At 64.4% G+C, this 20385-nt stretch carries 14 protein-coding genes; 7 read left to right on the forward strand and 7 right to left on the reverse strand.

Annotation, left to right across the window (positions count from 1 at the left end):
* The first annotated feature begins 116 nt into the window (after window positions 1–116).
* The 3 genes from rimM (at window position 117) to rplS (ending at window position 1960) form a co-directional block, all read left to right on the forward strand.
* Window positions 117–632 (forward strand): ribosome maturation factor RimM, encoded by a 516-nt coding sequence (gene rimM / locus ACVOLZ_RS20010; protein WP_481517651.1) that lies wholly within the window; start codon window positions 117–119, stop codon window positions 630–632.
* Between the two features lie 5 nt (window positions 633–637).
* The gene (gene trmD / locus ACVOLZ_RS20015) at window positions 638–1417 is read left to right on the forward strand and encodes a tRNA (guanosine(37)-N1)-methyltransferase TrmD (protein WP_481517652.1); all 780 of its coding nucleotides are present in this window, start codon (window positions 638–640) and stop codon (window positions 1415–1417) included.
* A 135-nt stretch (window positions 1418–1552) separates the two neighbouring features.
* Window positions 1553–1960, forward strand: coding sequence for a 50S ribosomal protein L19 (rplS, locus tag ACVOLZ_RS20020; protein ID WP_481513194.1), 408 nt, complete (start codon window positions 1553–1555; stop codon window positions 1958–1960).
* A 606-nt stretch (window positions 1961–2566) separates the two neighbouring features.
* On the opposite strand, the gene ACVOLZ_RS20025 is transcribed toward rplS, so the two are convergent.
* The 6 genes from ACVOLZ_RS20025 to ACVOLZ_RS20050 form a co-directional block, all read right to left on the reverse strand.
* On the reverse strand, window positions 2567–4366 hold the full coding sequence (locus tag ACVOLZ_RS20025; protein ID WP_481517653.1) for an MFS transporter: 1800 nt from the start codon (window positions 4364–4366) through the stop codon (window positions 2567–2569).
* Between the two features lie 134 nt (window positions 4367–4500).
* Complete coding sequence (nagA, locus tag ACVOLZ_RS20030; protein WP_481517654.1) at window positions 4501–5613, reverse strand: N-acetylglucosamine-6-phosphate deacetylase; 1113 nt, start codon at window positions 5611–5613, stop codon at window positions 4501–4503.
* Window positions 5610–6392 carry a DeoR family transcriptional regulator gene (locus tag ACVOLZ_RS20035; protein ID WP_481517663.1) on the reverse strand — a complete coding sequence of 261 codons (783 nt, stop codon included), beginning with the start codon at window positions 6390–6392 and terminating at the stop codon, window positions 5610–5612. Before ACVOLZ_RS20035 ends, nagA begins: the two co-directional genes overlap by 4 nt.
* Before the next feature lie 26 nt (window positions 6393–6418).
* Window positions 6419–7753, reverse strand: coding sequence for a D-tagatose-bisphosphate aldolase, class II, non-catalytic subunit (locus tag ACVOLZ_RS20040; RefSeq protein ID WP_481517655.1), 1335 nt, complete (start codon window positions 7751–7753; stop codon window positions 6419–6421).
* Between the two features lie 2 nt (window positions 7754–7755).
* The gene (locus ACVOLZ_RS20045; protein WP_481517656.1) at window positions 7756–8706 is read right to left on the reverse strand and encodes an ROK family protein; all 951 of its coding nucleotides are present in this window, start codon (window positions 8704–8706) and stop codon (window positions 7756–7758) included.
* Window positions 8699–9853, reverse strand: a complete 1155-nt coding sequence (locus tag ACVOLZ_RS20050) for an SIS domain-containing protein (protein WP_481517657.1) — start codon at window positions 9851–9853, stop codon at window positions 8699–8701. Before ACVOLZ_RS20050 ends, ACVOLZ_RS20045 begins: the two co-directional genes overlap by 8 nt.
* A gap of 316 nt (window positions 9854–10169) precedes the next feature.
* Here ACVOLZ_RS20050 and ACVOLZ_RS20055 point away from each other — a divergent pair, with 316 nt between their 5' ends.
* The 3 genes from ACVOLZ_RS20055 (at window position 10170) to ACVOLZ_RS20065 (ending at window position 18103) form a co-directional block, all read left to right on the forward strand.
* Window positions 10170–13532 carry a TIM-barrel domain-containing protein gene (locus ACVOLZ_RS20055; RefSeq protein WP_481517658.1) on the forward strand — a complete coding sequence of 1121 codons (3363 nt, stop codon included), beginning with the start codon at window positions 10170–10172 and terminating at the stop codon, window positions 13530–13532.
* Window positions 13533–13655: 123 nt separating this feature from the next.
* A complete protein-coding gene (locus ACVOLZ_RS20060) occupies window positions 13656–16631 on the forward strand; it encodes a TonB-dependent receptor plug domain-containing protein (RefSeq protein ID WP_481517659.1) in 2976 nt (991 codons plus the stop codon).
* 116 nt (window positions 16632–16747) lie between these two features.
* Window positions 16748–18103, forward strand: a complete 1356-nt coding sequence (locus tag ACVOLZ_RS20065; protein WP_481517660.1) for a Gfo/Idh/MocA family protein — start codon at window positions 16748–16750, stop codon at window positions 18101–18103.
* Window positions 18104–18225: 122 nt separating this feature from the next.
* Here the strand turns inward: ACVOLZ_RS20065 and ACVOLZ_RS20070 are convergent, their stop codons facing one another.
* The gene (locus ACVOLZ_RS20070) at window positions 18226–19680 is read right to left on the reverse strand and encodes an MATE family efflux transporter (protein WP_481517661.1); all 1455 of its coding nucleotides are present in this window, start codon (window positions 19678–19680) and stop codon (window positions 18226–18228) included.
* Window positions 19681–19786: 106 nt separating this feature from the next.
* Here ACVOLZ_RS20070 and ACVOLZ_RS20075 point away from each other — a divergent pair, with 106 nt between their 5' ends.
* Window positions 19787–20194 carry an RNA-binding S4 domain-containing protein gene (locus tag ACVOLZ_RS20075; RefSeq protein ID WP_481517662.1) on the forward strand — a complete coding sequence of 136 codons (408 nt, stop codon included), beginning with the start codon at window positions 19787–19789 and terminating at the stop codon, window positions 20192–20194.
* Window positions 20195–20385 lie beyond the last annotated feature (191 nt).

The following is a 20385-nucleotide window of genomic DNA, read 5'->3' on the forward strand; positions in this document are numbered from 1 at the left end:
CCCCCCCCCCCCCCCCCCCCCCACCCCCCCCCCCCCCCCCCCCCCCCCCCCGCCCGCCGCCCCGCGGCCCCCCCCCGCCCCGCCCCCCCCCCCCCCCCCCCCCCCCCGACTGCTATATGAAGAAAGATATCGAGCGCCGGATCCTGCTGGGCAGGATTGCCGGCGTTTTTGGTGTGCGCGGCGAACTGAAGCTTGAGTCCTGGACCGAGCCGCGTTCCGCCATTTTCAAGTACCAGCCCTGGATTCTGCGTACCCCTGCGGGGCAGGAATCCGAGCTGACCGGTGTGCGTGGCCGCGATTCGGGCAAGACCCTGGTGGCGACCTTCCCGGGCGTGAGCGACCGCGACGTGGCCGAGTCCATGATCGGTACCGAGATCTACATCGCCCGCAGCGCCTTGCCGCCGCCGAGCGCGGATGAGTATTACTGGGTCGATCTGGAAGGCCTGGACGTGCAGACCGTCGAAGGCGTCAAGCTGGGTATTGCCTCGCACCTGTTCAGCACTGGCTCCAACGACGTACTGGTAACCCGCGGCGACCGTGAGCGGATGATTCCGTTCGTGATGGGCGACTTCGTCAAATCCGTGGATTTCGAGGCCAACCTGATCGTGGTCGACTGGGATCCGGAGTTTTAAAGCCTGTGCGTGTAGACGTCATCAGCCTGTTCCCTGAGTTTCTCGCCCAATCGGCCGCGCTGGGCGTGGTCGGTCGTGCGCAGGAGCGGGGCCTGCTTGAACTGCATGGCTGGAACCCGCGTGACTATGCCGAGGGCAATTATCGCCGCGTGGACGACCGTCCATTCGGTGGCGGCCCCGGCATGGTGATGCTGATCGAGCCCCTGCGTGCGGCCCTGGCGGCGGCGCGTGCGGCCGATCCCACCCCGGCACCACTGATCTATCTCAGCCCGCAGGGCCGGCCGTTGGACCAGGCCAAGGTCCGCGAGTTGGCGGCGTTGCCGCGGATGATCCTGCTCTGTGGCCGCTATGAGGGCGTGGACGAGCGGTTCCTGGCGGGCGAGGTCGACGAGGAGATTTCCATCGGTGATTACGTGCTGTCCGGCGGTGAGCTGGGTGCGGCGGTGATCATCGATGCGGTTACCCGCCTGCAGGACGGTGCTCTGAACGACGCCGAATCGGCGGTCCAGGACAGTTTTGAAGGCGATGGTCTGCTGGATTGCCCGCATTTCAGCCATCCGGCCAGCCACCCGCTGGGCGATGTGCCGGACGTGCTGCGCTCCGGCAACCATGCAGCCATCGCCGCCTGGCGCCGCCAGCAATCGCTGCTGCGTACCGCGCTGCGCCGCCCGGATCTGCTGGACGAGGCCGGCCTGAACAAGGTCGACCGCAAGCTGCTCGCCGAAGCTCGGCAGGCGCTTGCAGATTCGTTCAAGCAAGCTACTGGCGCCGAGGGCGATCAGTAAGTTAGAATTACGAGTTCCCGTCGGCTGAATGGCTTGACGTGGAGCCAAAACAATAACGTGCAGCGCAATCCGGCGACTGTATGAGCCTAAGCTGTCGATACCGACACGCCCACCCCGAACAATCGGTGTAACCCAATGAGCAAGCTGAACAAGTCCATCGTCGCGGAATTCGAATCCGCCCAGATCACCCGCGAACTGCCGAAGTTCAGCCAGGGCGACACCGTCGTGGTGAACGTGAAGGTCAAGGAAGGCAACCGTGAGCGCGTGCAGGCATACGAAGGCGTCGTCATCGGCACCAAGAATGCTGGCCTGAACTCCGCTTTCACCGTGCGCAAGATCTCGCACGGCTACGGCGTCGAGCGCGTTTTCCAGACCCACAGCGCCATCATCGACTCGGTCGAAGTGAAGCGCCGCGGTAAGGTTCGCGCCGGTAAGCTGTACTACCTGCGTGGCCTGGAAGGCAAGGCTGCCCGCATCAAGGAAGATCTGGCTGCTGCCCAGCAGGCCAAGGCTGCTCGCCTGGCTGCCAAGGCTGCCGGCTGATAGTCCCGCCAACAGGCTCTGCCTGTTTGCAGCAACGGCCACCTTCGGGTGGCCGTTTGCGTTTGTGGGGTTGGATGGAGTGAGGGCTGGAAGCTGGGAAAGCTCAGAAGCTCAGAAGCTCAGAAGCTCAGAAGCTCAGAAGCTCAGAAGCTCAGAAGCGTAGAAGCGTAGAAGCGTAGAAGCGTAGAAGCGTAGAAGCTCAGAGGCGTAGAAGCGTAGAAGCGTAGAAGCTCCCTCATCCGCCCTCCGGGCACCTTCTCCCGCAGGCGGGAGAAGGGAAGGCTGGCATTGCTGGGGGCTGGTGCATTGCTTGCGCTCTGCGCGGTCAACTATCCGATAGCAAGAAAAGCCTAGCTGTCCCTTCTCCCGCCTGCGGGAGAAGGTGCCCGGAGGGCGGATGAGGGGCTTTTGATTCTTGCTTGGCTTGTAGCTCCACTGCCACTAAGTGGAAAAGCTTGGATCTTAGGTGTTGCTTGCGCTCTGCGTGGCCAACTATCCAACAGCAGAAAAGCTCCGCTGTCCCTTCTCCCGCCTGCGGGAGAAGGTGCCCGGAGGGCGGATGAGGGGACTTTTGATTCTTGCTTTGGCTTGTAGCTCTGCCGTCGCTCAGCGGAAATGCGCCTCGATCTGTTCCAGCGTCTTGCCCTTGGTCTCCGGCAACCAGAACGCAGCAATCAGGAAGAATGCAAACGTACATGCCGCCCAGAACAGAAACATGCTCGCGTAGCCATAGTGGCCGACCGTCGGCAGGAACACCGCCGCGATCGTAGTCGATACGAACTGGTTGATCAGCAACGCGATGCTCATGCCGTTCGAGCGGATGCGGTTTGGCATCAACTCCGACAAGGCCAGCCATACGCATACGCCTGGGCCGACCGCGAAGAACGCTACGAATACCAGGATGCAGGCCGCCACCGCCCAGCCATGCGAAGCCGGCGGCACCGCGCCGATCCAGGCCTGCTCGATGCGCAGCGGTGCATTGGCAGCGGCGCTCGGGTCAGGGAAGGGATTCAGGTGCAGGTTGCGGAAGAAACGCCCAATCACGCTGTCGGCGTGCACGGTGCTGGAGCGCTCGATCAACAGCTGCTGATCGCTGGGGTTGTCACTGCGCAGCGAACGCACATCGCTGAAGCCGCCATAGCTCCACGACACCGTCAGCTGCGAGGGTTGCCCGTCGCGATTGCGGGTACCGGCCAGCTGATGCCATTGCGCCGCATCCAGCTGCAGCTGCAGGCCATCTGCCTGCACCGCGCGCTGCAATACCTGCTGCACATCGGCGCGGCCCTGTTCGGCCTTGAAGAACAACATCGCTGCAGCCAACAGGGCAAGACAGATGCCGCCACTGCCGATCATCAGCAGGAACTTGCGGCCCTTGCGATCCACCAGGAACAAGGCGACCAGCGTCATGATCACGTTGAGCAGCTTGATCGCCACATCCGCGCCGTTCGCAGCGGCACCCGGCAGACCAGCTTGATTGAGGATGTTGACCGCGTAAGCGAGGATCGAGTTGATGCCGGTGGCCTGGGTGAAAGCCAACACCAGGCAGGCCAGCACGAACGGCACCATGTAGCGGCGGCTGAAAAGGCGGTCGCGCTCGCCTTCGGCCTTCGCGATGACTGGATTCTGGATCTGCGCCAGCGTGGTTTCCACCTGCGACGGCGGCAGCGTGGCCTGCAAGCCGCGACGTGCGGCATCGATGCGACCGCGACGTGCCAGCCAGCGTGGTGATTCGTTGAGCCAGAACAGGCCGATGCAGAACACCACACCCGGCAGCAGGCAGGTCCAGAAGATCGTGCGCCAGGCCTGGTCCTTCACCGCGAACAGATGCTGTGCCTGCTGCACCAGTGGCAGATTGCGCACCGACTCGGTCGCTGCATCCACCGAATGCGCCTGGTACAGGCCAATCAAGGCGGCCAGCACCAGCCCAACCGTCAGCAGTAGTTGGAACATCGCCGCGCCCCGACCGCGTCGTTCCGGTCCCAGCACTTCGGCCAGATACAAAGGCACCACAACGCCGATCAAACCACCGCTGATGCCTTGCAATAGGCGTCCAAGCAGCAGCGGCGTATAGCCCGAGGCCAGCGCCATGATCGGAATGCTGGCGGTGAACAGAACGCCGGCGAGCATCATCGCGCCGCGTCGGCCGATCAGGTCGGCGATCATGCCGGCGAACAGCGATGACAACACACTGCCCAGCAATACCGCCGCGACCACGAAGCCCATCTGTTGGCTGCTCAGCTGCCAGGCATGGCTGGCGGTGGCTTCCAGATAGGGCAGGGCGCCGGCAATGATGCCGATGTCGATGCCGTACAGCAGGCCACCAAGACCGGCGATGAAAAGGAGATAGCGCACTGGCCAGCGCGGCGCGGCGTCGCTGGCGGGCACGGCAAAAGTGGTGTCTGTCATCGGCGCGTTCCTGGGGCTGGGTTTTGTGGTGCCGAGCCATGCTCGGCTGCACTTTGCTCCGGTGTATGCGCTGCCGGATCGCGCCGCGCCTTCGCGCGGTATGCCGAGCATGGCTCGGCACTACATGGAGCGGATCAGTTTGGCTCGACCGGGTTGCCGGCTATCCATACCTGTTGCAACTTCAATTGCGAGTCCAGCACCACCATGTCGGCGCGCAGGCCCGGGGCGATGCGGCCGCGGTCTTCCAGGCCGAGGTAATCGGCTTGGATGGTGGAGACACGTTGCGAGGCATCGGCCAGTTCCAGGCCGACATCGACCAGATTGCGCAGCGCCTGATCCATGGTCAGTGCGCTGCCAGCCAGCGAGCCGGTGGAGAGCCGCACGCAGCCCATGCACTTGTGCACGCGTTGTTCGCCCAAGGCGTACTCGCCATCAGGCATGCCGGTGGCGGCGGTCGCATCGGTGACCGCGTACAGGCGCGGGATCGCGCGCACCGCCATGCGGATCGCGCCGCGATGCACATGCTGCAGGTCGGGAATCAGTTCGGCGTATTCGGCATGCGCCAAGGCGGCAACAGCGATACCGGGCTTGTAGTGATCAACGCCGGTCATGCCGTTGAACAGATGAGTAAAGCCAACCGCGCCAGCCTGCAATGCGGCGACCGCGTCGTCGTATGTGCCTGCGCTGTGGCCGATCTGCACGCGGATGCCCATCGCTGCCAGCGCTGGAATCAAGGCGGTGTGCTGGCCGATCTCCGGTGCGATCGTCAGCACCTTGATGGGGGCCAGGGCATGCAGGTGCTGCACCGACTCCAGCGTTGCTTCCAGCGTGCGTGGCGGCTGTGCGCCCAGCCGCTGCGGGCTGATGAAGGGGCCTTCCAGATGCACGCCGATGATCTGCGCGGCATCCGCATCCGGCGTCGCCATGACCTGCGCTACACCGCGCAGGGCGTTCTCGATCTCGGCGTACTCGGCGGTCATGGTGGTGCCGAGCAGGGTGGTGGTGCCGTAGCGGGCATGGGTGTGGGCAATGCGGCGGGCGACATCGCCGCCCTGCATCAGGTCCACGCCAGCTGCGCCATGCACATGCAGGTCGATGAAGCCGGGCAGGATGATCGGCAGATCGCCGCTATCACCCGCGTGGTCTTCCACCTCCAGCGTGCGCAGCTGCTGGTCGAAGTGGACGTGGCCGCGGCGCCAGCCAAACGGAGTAAGGATGCGGCCGTACAGGCTGCGGGTAGCGGTCATAGCGGTGGCTCGGCGGTGATCACTTCGATGCCCTGGCGCTGCAGTCCCTCGCGGGTGGCATCGTCGATGCCGGTATCGGTGATGATGGCGTGGATCTGGTCGAGGCGGGCGATGCGGTGCAGGCTGACGCGGCCAAATTTTGAGGCGTCGGTCAGCACCACGATGCGGCGGGCGCGCTCGACCATGCGGTGATTGAGGCGGGCTTCGGCTTCGTCATGGGTGGTCAGGCCGAACTGCAGGTCCAGGCCGTCCACGCCGAGGAACAAGGTATCGAAGCTATAGGAGTTAAGGCTGGCTTCGGCCTGGCTGCCCTGCAGCGACAGCGACTGCTTGCGCAGCAGGCCGCCGGTCAGCAGCACGTTGACCGCCGGTGCGTTGGCCAGTTCCCAGGCGATGTTCAAACCATTGGTCATCACCGTGACGTCGCGATGATCGCGCAGATGCCGTGCCAGGGTCATGGTGGTGGAGCCGGAGTCGATGATGATGTTGTCGCCGGGTTGCACCAGCTGCGCGGCGCGCATGCCGATGGATTCCTTCAGCGACAGGTTCAGCGCATCTTTCTCGTGGATGTCCTGTTCCTGCGGCGGCATGCGTACCAGGGTTGCGCCACCGTGGGTGCGCGTGGCCAGGCCCTGGGCCTCGAAGTGGCCCAGGTCGGTACGGATGGTCACCGCCGACACGCCGAACTGGTCAACCAGTTCGGCAACCTGCACCGAGCCCTGGTCGATCAGGCGTTGCAGGATCTGCTGTCGGCGGGGACGGGTATTGCGCATGGTCAGTTCTCGTGTGCGTTTGAAAGCGGAGATTAACCGTTCGCAAGGTTTTGGGTGCGCAAACTTTCGCTTTGCTTGCGCGTACCTGCCTGATTGGCGCTGCACGCACGCGCGTATTCGCCCAGGCACTGGCCGACGCGATGCTGCACCAAGGCGGCCGGCGTGGCGGCTAGTTGGCCTTCGCGCACAGCCACATACTGGCCCGGCAGGTATTGGCTGAGCAGCACCAGCGGCGGGGTGTGCTGTTCCAGATTGGTGAACAAAGTCTGCACGGCCTGCAGCAGTTCCGGCTCGCCCCAGTAATAGCGGCAGCGGTCACTGAAGGCGTAGGAGCGCAGCAGGCGCAGGGTGGCTTCATCGCCGTGGTAATGCGCCTGCCAGTTCTTCGGCTTGGCCAACATCACCTGTTCCAATACCTGCGGCAGCTTGGAGCACTGTGCGGCGGGCAGCAGTTCGGCTTCGATCGCGGCGAGTGCGAACAAGGCTTCGCGGTAGGCAAACGTTGCGGCCGGGCCGACCTTGAGGATGGCGAAGTGATCGCGCACCAATGCATGCAGGCCGGACTCGCGCTGGTAGTCGGTGGAGTGCGCTTCGAACACGATGCGCGGCTGCTGTTCGAGGAAATCCGCCAGCTCGCTGGCAGCGGCGGCGTCGTATTCGTGCACGCTGCTGTGGTCGAAGTCCACGCCCGGCTGCACCACCATTGCAATGACCCGCTGCCAGGCATTGCGCAGTTCCGGTGTGTCGAAGGCCTGCTGATGGATGGCCAGGGTCTGCGCGGCAGCGGCCGGCGTGGTGACTGCAAGGCCGCCTGCCAGCGAGGCTTCGCCGCCGGGAATCGGCACTTCGGTACCGATCACATAGACCGGCGGTGGCAGGCCGTTGGCTTTGGCAGTGGCTTCTGCGATGACCGCCAGCTCGGCCGAGCGTGCGGCGACGGTAGCATCGGGCAATGGGGTCGGGTCATCGGCGCAGGACATGCTGCAGTCCAGATGGATCTTGTGGAAACCGGCGGCGACGTAGGCCTCGATCAGCACGCGCGCATTGGCCATCGCTTCTGCGGCCGGCTGCTTCTGCCAGGCGTTGGGACCGAGATGGTCGCCGCCGAGGATCAGCTGACCGCGCGGGAAGCTTTCTTCGTCGGCGAGCGCTTCCACATAGGCGCGGTACTGCGGCGGGGTCATGCCGGTGTAGCCACCGAACTGGTCGACCTGGTTGGAGGTGGCTTCGATCAGCAGCACGGTGCCGTGCTGCGCGGCCACATGCATTGCAGCGCGCAACACCTGTTCGTTGCTGCAGCAGACGCTGTACAGGCCGACGTTGTGGCCTTGGCGATGAGAGGCAAGCAGGGATTGCAGCGGTGACATGGTCAAGCTCCGGGAATCAGGTAAGCGGGTTGGCAGGCGAGCAGGGCGGCGCCGCGGGCACCGCCGGCATCGCCGAAACGCGGTGGCACGATGGGCGGTACTTCCACGCCGGTGAACAGATGTGCGGCGATGGCCGCAGGCAGCTGCTGGTAGAGCGGCGCGTATTGCGACAGGCCGCCGCCGAGCACGATGACGTGCGGGTCCAAGGCAAGAATCAACGCAGCAAAACTATGGCCGAGCAGGTCGCGGTGGATATCCAGCGCCTGCATGGCGCGGATGTCACCGGCTTCGGCCCGGGCGATGACTTCGCTGGCGTTGGCCGCATTGCCGCCGAGGTGGCGTTCGATCATGGCCACGCCGCTGCCGGAGACATAGCGCTCCACGCAGCCGCGCAGGCCGCAGCCACAATCGAGCAGCGGCAAACCATGCCGTTGCAGCAGGTTGGCCGGCACGCTCCAGTGGCCCCATTCGCCGGCCAGGCCGTTGAAGCCACCGACCAGCTTGCCGTGCAGGCAGTAACCGCCGCCGGCGCCGGTGCCGAGGATGGCGCCGAACATGCTGGGGTAACCGTCCGCCGCGCCGCCGTGTGCTTCGGACAAGGCAAAGCACTGCAAGTCGTTGCCGAAATGCAGCGTTCGCTGCAGGCGCGCCTGTAGGTCGGCGCTGACGCATTGGCCGGTCAGTGCTGGTACGTTGGCACTGAGCTGGCGGCCACTGCGACGCTCGCGCACGCCGGGAAGGGCGATGCCGATGGCCTGCGCGCGTTGGCCGAGTTCTGCATCGGCATCTGCAACCAGCGTTTCCACCGCCTGCAGGAAGCCGTTGTAGTCGCCCTGCGGGGTGGCGATGCGTTTGCGCCACGCGACCTGCAGGGCGGCATCGCAGGCCACCAGTTCAATCTTGGTACCGCCAATGTCGATGCCGTAACAGGCCGGGGCGCGGGTATCAGCCATGGTGGATGGTGACGCCCTTGACCACGCGGTTGACGGTGCCGTCCGGGAACGGATTGTCGGGCGTCAGGCCGAGTGCGGCCGAGCGCTGCAGGGCGTACAGCTGGGCGAACGGCAGCCATACCGGCGCCAGCCAGCTGTCTGGAAGGGCAGGCACGGACAAGGTGTAGTCGTCGTGGATGCCCAGGTCCGAATGCGGGCCGATCGACAATACCTTGCCGGCGACGCCGTCACCGCGCAGTTCTTCCAGCAGGTCCTGTTCGTAGCGACGCGACAGCGTTTCGGCGCTGCGCAGCACGACGACCAGGGTTTCATCATTGAGCGTGGACTTGGGGCCGTGGCGGAAACCCAGCGGGGTATTGGCCAGGGCCAGCACGCGGCCGGCAGTGAGTTCCAATACCTTCAGCGCAGCCTCACGGGCCAGCGCTTCCAGCGGGCCACTGGCCAGGTAGATAACGCGGTTGTACGGCTGCGCCGCGAGCGCAGCTACCGCTGCATCCCAGTTGTCCAAGCCCTGGCGCGCGAGTGCGGCAACCTGCTGCAGGCGCTGTACGCGCTCGGCCCACGGTGCGCTGTCGAACACGGTCAGTGCGGTCAGCAGCATGCAGCTCAGGCTGCTGGTCATGGCGAAAGCGCGGTCGCAGCTGGCGGCCGGCATCAGCAGCGTGCAGGTGTCCTCGCGACCGGTGCCACGACGGGCCAGTTCGCCTTCGGCATTGCAGGTGATGTCGAGGAAGCGGGCATCGTCGACGTCGGCGCGCACGCGGTCGACGGCGGCCACGCTTTCCGGGCTGGAACCGCTGCGGCCGAACGACACCAGCAGGGTCGGGCGATCGCGCTGCAGGTACAGCGCCGGGTGGGTGAGCAGGCTGGTGGTGTGCACGGCGCGCACTTCGGCCGGCCACTGCGCGTTGATGGTGTCGGCCACCATTTCGGCGATGAATCCGGAACTGCCGGCGCCGGTGAAGATCACCCGTTGGCGCGGATCGGACAGGCGCTGCCCAAGGAAATCCTGCAGGCGCGTGCCGGCCTGTTGCAGATCCAGGGCAAGGGTTTCCCAGAGCGCGGGCTGCTGGGCGATTTCGGTTGCGGTATCGGCTCCGCCTAGGCGCTGCCAGGCGGTCAGATCGTGAAGCAGGGTGGCATCCATGTGTGATTCCTGATTGGCCAGCGCACCATCTTTCTTTTCTTTCGAAATGTCAAATAGCGAAAGCAAAACGAAAGAAATAATTTGATTAGGCTTTATTCCCTTGAGAATCGTCTGAAGCGAAAGGTTTCCCGGGAAACCCTTTCGCAGCAATGAATACGCTCAGCTTCGCGATGTGAAAGTTGGTGCTGCGCACCATCTTTCGATTGCAAGAAATCTTACTTATCTTTTGCTTTCATTTTGTTGACATCTTTCGATTTCCTGCCCTAGAGTCGGCGCACTCGGTTTCGAAACGCCCGTTGAACGGGTTGGAGGCAAGGTGGAACACTGCGTTCGTCAATCGCCGCTGTTGCTGGCGCTGCTTTCGGCCTCGTTGTTGCCGGCAGTGACCGCACAGGCCGAGCCCATCGGCAATCTGCGCTCCGTCACCGCCAGCGATGGCCGCGACGGCGTGCGTGCCTGGGACGTACGCAGTGATACCGGCAGCACCCTGCGCATCGAGGTGCTGGCCAACGACATCGTGCATGTGCAGGCCGGCCGCAACGGCAAGCTGACCGGCGCTGGTGACAAGGCCGCGCCCATCGTGTTGCCGCAGCCCGTGCAGCAGGTGCAGGCGCAGCTGGAGGAAGACGCGCAGGAAATCCGTGTGCGTACCCCGGCGCTGGTCCTGCATGTGCAGCGGCAGCCCCTGCAGCTGCGGTTGGAGCGTCTGGACGGCGGCAAGCCGGTGTCGCTATGGCAGGAACAGCAGCCGCTGGATCTGAGCGCCGAGCAGAGCGTGCAGGTGCTGTCCTCACAGGCCGATGAAGCCTTCTACGGTGGCGGCCAGCAGAACGGCCGTTTCCAGTTCAAGGGCCGCGAACTTGAAGTTTCCTATTCCGGTGGCTGGGAAGAGGGCGACCGCCCGAGCCCGGCGCCGATGCTGCTCAGCTCACGCGGCTGGGGCATGTTGCGCAATACCTGGAGCGACGGCAGCTATGACCTGCGCCAACCGGACCAGGCCACGCTGCTGCACCGCGAAGACCGCTTCGATGCCTATTACTTCGTCGGCAATGATCTGCAGCGTCTGCTGGAGCGCTACACCCAGCTGACCGGCCGACCGAACCTGGTCGCGCGTTGGGCGCTGTCCTACGGCGATGCCGATTGCTACAACGACGGCGACAACATCAAGAAGCCCGGCAGCGTTCCCGAAGGCTGGAGCGATGGCCCCACCGGCACCACCATCGACGTGGTCAACAGCGTTGCCGCCAAGTACCGCGAGAACGATATGCCGGGCGGTTGGATCCTGCCCAACGACGGCTATGGCTGCGGCTACAAGCAGCTGCCGGAAACCGTGCAGGGCCTGGCCAAGTACGGTTTCAAGACCGGCCTGTGGACCGAGAACGGCGTCGACAAGATTGCCTGGGAAGTGGGCAAGGCCGGCAGCCGCGTGCAGAAGCTGGATGTGGCCTGGACCGGGCAGGGCTATCAGTTCGCGATGGATGCCAACCGGCAGGCTTTCGACGGAATTCTCAACAACTCCGACTCGCGCCCGTTCCTGTGGACGGTGATGGGTTGGGCCGGCATCCAGCGTTATGCGGTTGCATGGACCGGTGACCAGAGCAGCAGCTGGGACTACATCCGCTGGCACGTGCCGACCCTGGTGGGTTCCGGTCTGTCGGGCATGGCCTATGCGAGCGGCGACGTCGATGCGATCTTCGGCGGCAGCGCCGAGACCTTCACCCGCGACCTGCAGTGGAAAACCTTCACTCCGGTGCTGATGGGTATGTCCGGCTGGTCGTCGAACGCGCGCAAGCACCCCTGGGCCTTCGATGAGCCCTATCGCTCGATCAACCGCGACTACCTCAAGCTGAAAATGCGCCTGACCCCGTATATGTACGGGCTGGTGCACGATGCCGCACAAAGCGGTGCACCGCCGGTGCGCGGACTGATGTGGGACAACCCGCAGGACCCACACGCGCAGGACGAAACCTATAAGTACCAGTTCCTGCTCGGCCGTGATCTGCTGGTCGCGCCGGTGTATCGCAGCCAGGCGGCGAGCCGTGGCTGGCGTCGCGATATCCATCTGCCTGCTGGTGGATGGTACGACTATTGGGACGGCCGCCATCTTCAGGCCGGTGCCGCAGGCAAGCAGCTCGACCGTCCGGTCGAACTGGCGACGCTGCCGGTATTCGTGCGCGCCGGCGCGATCCTGCCGATGTATCCGGAGATGCTGTTCGACGGCGAAAAGCCGCTGGATGAAGTGACCTTCGATCTGTATCCGCAGGGCGAATCCAGCTACACCTTGTACGAAGACGATGGCAGCACCCGCCGTTACCAGAAGGGCGAGTCGAGCACGCAGCAGATCCGCGTGCAGGCACCGGCGCAGGGCAGTGGCCCGGTGCAGGTCGAGATCGCACCGGTGCAGGGCGCGTATCAAGGTCAGCTGGCGCAGCGTCGCTATGGCCTGCGCGTGTTGAATCGTACTGCGCCGACAGCCGTGCAGCTGGATGGCCGCGCGCTGCCCAAGCTGGCTGATGCCACTGCACTGCAGGCGGCCAGCGAAGGCTGGTACTTCGATGCAAAGGAACGCAAGGGCACGCTGCATGTGCGCACCGCCAGCCAGGACATCCGCGCGCCGCTGAAGCTGCAGCTGGATTTCCCGGTCGCCGCCGCACTGGCTGACGACGCTTTCCCGAACGCACCGGAGCTGGGCCGCGCGCTGCCCTCCGACAGCCTGCTGGTGGTCAACCGTCCGGCCGAAGAGCCTGGCCATCCGCTGGAAAACGCCTTCGACGACGATCCGGCGACGTGGTTCCGCAGCGTGCGCAACCAGGCCATCCGCACCGGTGCCCATGAGTGGGTGGTGGGCTTTGGCGAGCGCAAGCTGATCGACGGCATCGAACTGGCACCGCGCAATGACCAGCATTGGAAGCATGGCCAGGTACGTGATTACGAAATCTACATGGCCGACAGCAATGGTGAGTGGGGCAAGCCGATTGCCACCGGCCATTTGCAACTGAAGCAGGAACTGCAGCGCATCGATTTCCCGGCCCATGCCGGTCGCCTGCTGCGCTTCCGTGTGCTCAGCGTGCAGAATCCGGATGGCGATGGCGCAAGTGGCGCCGATCCGATGGTGACCGCAGCGCAGGGCAGCACCGCACGTGCGGTGGATGCACTGCAGCCGCGCGATGTTGGCCCGATTGCACTGTCCACCTTCCACATCCTCGAGCAGCAAACGGCCGAGCGGCCGGCGCGGCAGCAATACCTCTCCCAGCTGCCGCTGCCGGCCGTGTTGGCCGCCCAGGTGCATGCCGACCGTTCGTTCGCTGCCGCGGTGCCGATGCGCATGAACGGCCTGCAGTTCCGCCGTGGGCTCGGCGTCGGTGCACAAAGCCGCATCGACATGAGCTTGAAGGGCCAATGGAAAACGCTACGCGCCGACCTCGGCGTCGACGACCAATGCCGTCAGGCCGGCGGACTCCAGTTCCAGGTATGGGGCGATGACCGCCTGCTCTATGACAGCGGTTTCGTCAAAGCACCGGGTGTGGTCAAGCCCGAGCTCGACATCCGTGGCCTGTCCAGATTGAGCCTGCGCACCTTGGGCGCGCAGGGTAGCCAACCGTCCCAGGTCTGCGCCAACTGGGCCAACGCCGTACTGATCGGCGAGGAGGGCGATTCCGCCGACATCCTCGCCCCATGACCCACCCGTAACACCGCTCCTCCCACCGGATTACCCCCGGCTACGGTCCACGAACCGTGGCATGGGATCGCTTTGCCCGCCAACTGCTGTTTTTTTGCGTGCCCTTGCCAGGAGAGAACCCCGATGTTGCCAGCCAACCGCAGTGCCAAACGCTGTTTGCAAGCCCCGTTATCGTTGGCTGTCGCCAGCGTGCTGTTCGCCATCACCGCACCTGCCTTCGCGCAGGACAAGGCCGAGAAGGAAAAGGACAAGACCACCGAGTTGTCCCGCATCGAGGTGACCGGTTCCAACATCCGCCGCACCGATGTGGAAACCGCATCGCCGGTGCAGGTGATCAGCAAGCAGGACATCCAGAACATGGGTGCACGCACGCTGTTGCAGGTGCTCGACAACCTGCCGGCGGCACGCCCGGGCCAGGTCGATTCCAAGTCTTTGTTCTCCGGTTCGGATGGCGCTTCGCAGGCCAACCTGCGCGGCCTTGGTGCACAGGGCACGCTGGTGCTGTTGAACGGTCGCCGCCTGTCGTACTACGGCGCACCGGCTGGCTTCCAGACCCAGTTCGTCAACATCGATGCCATTCCTGCCGCGGTGATCGAGCGCATGGAAGTGCTGACCGATGGCGCCTCGGCCGTGTACGGCACCGACGCGGTGGCCGGCGTCATCAACGTCATCACCAAGAGCAGCTACCAGGGCCTGGAAGTCAGCGGCACCTGGGACACTGCCTCGCGTTTTGATTCCTTCGGTGAAAAGCAGGCCAGCGTCACCGGCGGTTTCGGCGACATGGCCGAGGACGGCTACAACGTCTATGCCAGCGTCAACCTGTATGAGCGCGATGGCATTCCGGACAGCGAGTGGTACCTCAAGCACCCGGGCCAGTTCTACGTCAACAATCCGGACTACATCAAGAACCTGCGCCTGGACACCGGCAGTGCGCCGGGCGTGTTCAACCCCGGCTATTACTACGCCATCGATCCGGTCACCGGCGTGCGCAAGGACGAGGCTGCACCGGGCTGCAACAACGTGCTGCAGGTCAGCAGTGGCACGCGTTGCATCTGGCAGACCTGGATGAACCGGCAGATCAACGGCGGCGCGGATTCCAAGCGTGTCACTGCCTACGTCAATGGTCATTACCAGCTCAATGACAGCACCGAGGCATTCGCCGAAGTTACCTACACCGACATCGACCTGCATGCCAATGGCGGTACGCCGCGTGCGTATGGCACCACCACCGGCAATCCGCAGAGCTGGTTCTCGCGCAACACCGGCAATACGGTCAACCAGTTCCTGACCCCGTGGCTCGGCCCGAACAATGAATACAACCACGCCAGCCCGGAGTTGAAGGCGATGAATGGCGGTGTGGTCGGTTTGGGTTACCTGTTGCAGGACGTCGGCGGTGGCCACTTCGGTCAGCGCAATACCGACGACAGCTACCGCGTGGTGGCAGGTCTGCGTGGTGCTGCCGGCGACTGGAACTGGGAAACCGCATTCGCCACCGCAGGTTCGCACTCGGTCACCTACCAGACCACCAACGTCAACCTGAAAGGCTTCGAGAAAGCCTTCGGTCCGTACACCATCGATCCGGGTACCGGCCGCGTCATCATTTCCGATCATCCGGCCTACAAGTTCGGCGAGATCAGTGAAGCCAACGCGGCGCTGATCCGCGAAGCCTTCCCGACCTTCGACATCGAGTCGTGGACCCGCCTGCACACCTTGGACGGCAAGATCGAGGGCCCGCTGTTCAACATGCCGGCCGGCGAAGTGCGCGCGGCATTCGGCTTCAACGCCACCCGCGAAACCTTCTACACCCCGGGCAACCCGGATGCTGCCAACGGCCTGATCACCCAGCAGGGCGGCTCGTGGTTCGACGGCAAGCGCAACACCTACGCGCTGTTCGCCGAAGCCGTGGCGCCGCTCACCGAAAAGCTCGAGATGGACCTGGCACTGCGCCTGGACAAGTACCCGGGCTTCAGCGCCAATGCCGCGCCGAAGATCGGCCTGAAGTACCAGGCCCTGCCGCAGTTGATGCTGCGTGGTACCTATTCGGAAGGCTTCCGTGCACCCAGCCTGGCCGAGGCCGGCAGCGGTGGCGTGTATGCGCAGATCGGCGGTTACCGCGATGAAGTCCGTTGCGCGGAAACCAATGCGATCGCAGGCCTGCTGCGGCAGTCCAACCGCGTCGTCGACAAGGACCTTGGCAACAGCCTGTGGAACAGCGATTGCAGCCGCAACGTGGCACGCATGACCCAGCCCAACCAGGACCTGAAGCCGGAGAAGGCGAAGATCGCCACGCTGGGCGTCGTGCTGGAGCCGACCGATTGGTTGTCGGTGTCGGCCGACTACTGGTTCGTGTACCGCCGTGATGAAATCGTCGCGCCGGATTACAGCAAGGAAGAAGACATCGATTCGATGACGCGCTTCCCGATCACCGAATCCGACAAGTCCAACCTCGCTGCACTGGCTGCGATGTGCAACGACCCGGCCAGCGGCGTGACCTGTCCGGGCACCTTGCCGGGCTATAGCATCGGCAACGTCGCCAGCGTGATCGGCCAGTACAGCAACCGTGGCCGCACCCTGATCGACGGCTTCGACGTGGATCTGCGCAGCCGCTTCGACCTGGGTGAATGGGGCCGCCTGAACATCGGTGTGGCCGCGACCATTGCCAACCGCAATATGTACAACTCCGACAACGGTGACGGCTGGTACTACGGCAACCTGGTTGGCTATTACAACAACCCGAAGGTGCGCGCCACGTTCAATACCAACTGGACGTATGGCAAGTGGGATACCGGCTTCTACGTCAACTATGTCGGTGGCACCAAGTGGGCCTACGACCGCATCGACGCGCAGGACAACAACGCGCAGACCTGCACCGGCAGCTTCCTCGACCTGGCCCCCGGCCATTGCGGCGGCGCACCGGCGTGGTGGACGGCAAACCTGAGCGTGAACTGGCGTCCGATCGAGAAGCTGAGCGTCGGCGTGACGGTGAAGAACCTGTTCAATCGCCTGCCGTTCTACGATCCGAACGACTGGATGAACTTCTCCGGTTATGCCAACAACTTTGGTCGCATCTACAGCGTGACCGCCACCTACAAGTTCTGATCCACCGCAGCAGTGCTTCCCCCTCATGCATTGCATGAGGGGGAAGACAGTGACACCGTCAGCACGGTCGTGGCACACCTGCCATCACCGGCACGACCCATGAAAGAGGAAACACAATGAAGCGTAGGGAATTCATCATGGCCAGCGCGGCCCTGGCCGCCACCAGCCTGTTGCCGGAAACGCCCGCCTGGGCACGTGGCCGCAAGGTGCGTCTGGGCGTGATCGGCACCGGCATGCGCGGTCTGGTACTGCTGAAGGAACTGGTGCGCCGCGACGACGTCGAAGTGGTTGCTGTGTGCGACATCGAGCCGATCATGCTCGGCCGCGCAACGGACATGGTGGCCAAGGCCGGCAAGCCGGCACCGCAGGCCTACGGCGCCGACCGCGACCAGAATGCCTGGAAGCGCCTGCTGGAGCAGCGTGGCCTGGACGGCGTGATCATTGCCACCCCGTGGGAGCTGCATGCACCGATGGCGATTGCCGCGATGCAGGCCAAGGTCGCGGTGGGCTGCGAAGTGGTCGCCGGCATTACCCTGCAGGACCATTGGGATGTGCTCAACACCCAGCTCAGCACGGGCACGCCGTACATGCTGCTGGAGAACGTCTGCTATCGCCGTGACGTGATGGCTGCGCTGCAGATGGTGCGGCAGGGCCTGTTCGGCGAACTGGTGCACCTGCAGGGCGGTTACCAGCACGACCTGCGCGGGGTGAAGTTCAACGACGGCACGCCGGAGCATCCCTACGACAGCGGCGTGGAGTTCGGCGCCAAGGGTTGGTCGGAAGCACGCTGGCGCACCGAGCACTCGGTACAGCGCAATGGCGAGTTGTACCCCAGCCACGGCATCGGTCCGTGCGCGATGTATACCGGCATCAATCGCGGCAATCGCTTCACCCATATCAATGCCTTCGCCAGCAAGGCGCGCGGTCTGCATGACTACACCGTGGCCAAGAGCGGTGGCACCACCCATCCCAGCACCAAGGTCAAGTTCAAGCTCGGCGACATCGTCACCACCACGCTGGCCTGCGAGAACGGCGAGACCATCCTGCTGCAGCACGACACCTCCCTGCCGCGCCCGTACTCGATGGGCTTCCGCGTGCAGGGCACCAAGGGTCTGTGGATGGACGTCAACCACGGCATCCATATCGAAGGGCGTAGCCCGCCGCACCAGTGGGAAGAGTTCAAGACCTACCAGGACCAGTACGAGCACCCGCTGTGGAAGCAGCATGCCGATACCGCCGCCAGCGCTGGTCACGGCGGCATGGACTGGTTCGTGATCCACGCGTTCGTGGAAGCATTGAAGGCCAAGGCACCGATGCCGATCGACATCTACGATGCCGTGACCTGGAGTGCGATCACGCCGCTGTCCGAGCAGTCGATCGCCAACAGCTTCCAGACCCTGGAGTTCCCTGACTTCACCAAGGGCCTGTGGCAGCAGCGCAAGCCGATCTTCGCCTTCGACGGCAGTTATTGATCCGCCGTGTTTCTGCCCCCTCCCTTGCGCCGAAGGCGTAGGGGAGGGTTGGGGAGGGGTTGAGCTTCTAGGCCTTTCCAGCAATGCCAGCTTCGCGGCTGACGCCGCTCCTACAACGCTGTCTAGCGCTCCAATTCCACATCCGGATCCGCCACCGGCGACGGCGGCGTAGCCGGCACTTCCGCCGGGGTGGCCTGCGCTGGCTTGTCGAGGATGCTGGCGCTGCGCCAGTTACCCCAGCGGTAATAGGCCATGATCATCAGCATCGAGCACAGCGCGCTGATCGGGAAGCTCCACCAGATCGCATCGGCACCAAAGCGTGGCTGCAGCCACAGTGCGAACGGCACGCGGATGCCCCACATGCCGATTGCCAGGATCAACAGCGGTGGCAGCACCGCGCCAGTGGAACGGACCACGCCGGACAGCACGAAGTTGACGCCGAAGAACAGGAACGACCATACCGCGATGTGGTTCAGGTGCCGGCCGATCTCCAGCGCCTCGCTGGCAGCAGGCAGGAACAACGCCAGGGTGCTGCGATCAAAAAGGATGATCGGCGCGATCAAGGCACCGGTCAGCAGGAAGTTGAACAACACACCGGTACGCGCGGTGGCTTCCACCCGTGGCCAAAGGCCGGCGCCCACATTCTGCGCGGCCATCGTCGAGCAGGCAGCACCAATGGCCATGGCCGGCATCTGCACATAGGTCCACAGCTGCATTGCTGCGCCATAGGCCGAGGCGGTTTCCACACCGTAGCCATTGACCATGCTGATCATCATGATCATCGCCAGCGAGATCAGGATCATCTGCAGGCCCATCGGCACGCCCTTGACCACCAGCGCCTTGAGAATGACGGTGTCGATCTTCAACAGGCCGATATCCTTGCGGCCCAGCCACAGCATGTGTCGCTTGTTGCGCAGGTAGAGCATCAGCGCGGCCAGCGCCAAGGCCTGCGAGAAGAACGTGGCCCAGGCTGCACCGGCAATACCGAGTTCCGGGAACGGGCCCACGCCGAAGATCAGCAGCGGATTGAAGGCGATATCCAGCAGCACCGCCAACAGCAAGAAGCGGAACGGCGTGCGCGCATCGCCGGCACCGCGCAAGGCGGCGGTGATGAAGGCAAACGCGTACAGCAGCGGCATCGCCAGGAAGATCACCTTCAGATAGGCATCGGCCATCGGCAGCGATTCGGCCGGTGTGCCCATCGCCAGCAGCAAGCGGTGCGACAGGAACCAGCCCAGCACCGCGATGACCGCAGACAGGCTGATGAAGAAGGTGGCGCTGGTGCCCATCACCCGCCGCGCCTGCGGCAGGTCCTTGGCGCCGATGGACTGGCCGATCAGGATGGTGGCGGCCATGCCGATGCCGAACACCGAACCGATCAGGAAGAACATGATGTTGTTGGCGTTGGCAGTGGCGGTCAGCGCCGCCTCGCCGAGGAACTTGCCCACCCAGATGGCATTGACCGACCCGTTCAGCGACTGTGCGATGTTGCCAGCCAGAATGGGTAGCGCGAACATCAGCAGGCTGGTGCCGATAGGGCCTTCGGTCAGCGAGCGGGTTTGCTTGGTTTTCGACATGGGCAACGCTGTCGGGATGTGGGCTGGCACACTAGCATCTTGCGGGTGAGGGTGCCGGAGTCAGGTATCAACGGTTGGTGGCTTACACAGGAGTCATGGCAACGCGATGAGTGGTGAAGTCGTAGTGGTAGCAAGCATTCGTCTGGATGTGTGGCTGTGGGCCGCACGTTTCTTCAAGACCCGCAGCCTGGCCAAACAGGCGGTGGATACCGGCAAGGTGGATGTGCAAGGGCAGCGCCCCAAATCCTCGCGCGCGATCCGCGTGGGCGATGCGCTGCGGGTGCAGCGTGGCGATGAGATCTTCGAGATCGCGGTACGCGGGCTGAGTGACAAACGTGGTTCGGCGCCGGTAGCGCAGGCCATGTACGAAGAGTCGGCGGCCTCGAAGCAGGCGCGTCACGAACTACAGCTGCGTCGCGCCGCCGAGCGCACCGGCTACCAGGCCCCGGAGCACAAGCCCGACAAGCGCGCCAGGCGTTTGATCCGCGCCTTGGGTGACCTCGACGCGCTTTGATCCGCGCGTGAGGCAAGCGATTCACTGTAGTGCCGAGCCATGCTCGGCAGGGGCCTTACCGGTAAAGCCAGACCTGTAGTGGGGGGGGGGGGGGGGGGGGGGGGGGGGGGGGGGGGGGGGGGGGCGCGGCGGGGGGCGGCGGGGGCGGCCCGACGCCCCACACACCGCCGGAGGCGGGGCTGCGGGGAGGC

Source organism: Stenotrophomonas sp. STEN020, assembly GCF_056760195.1.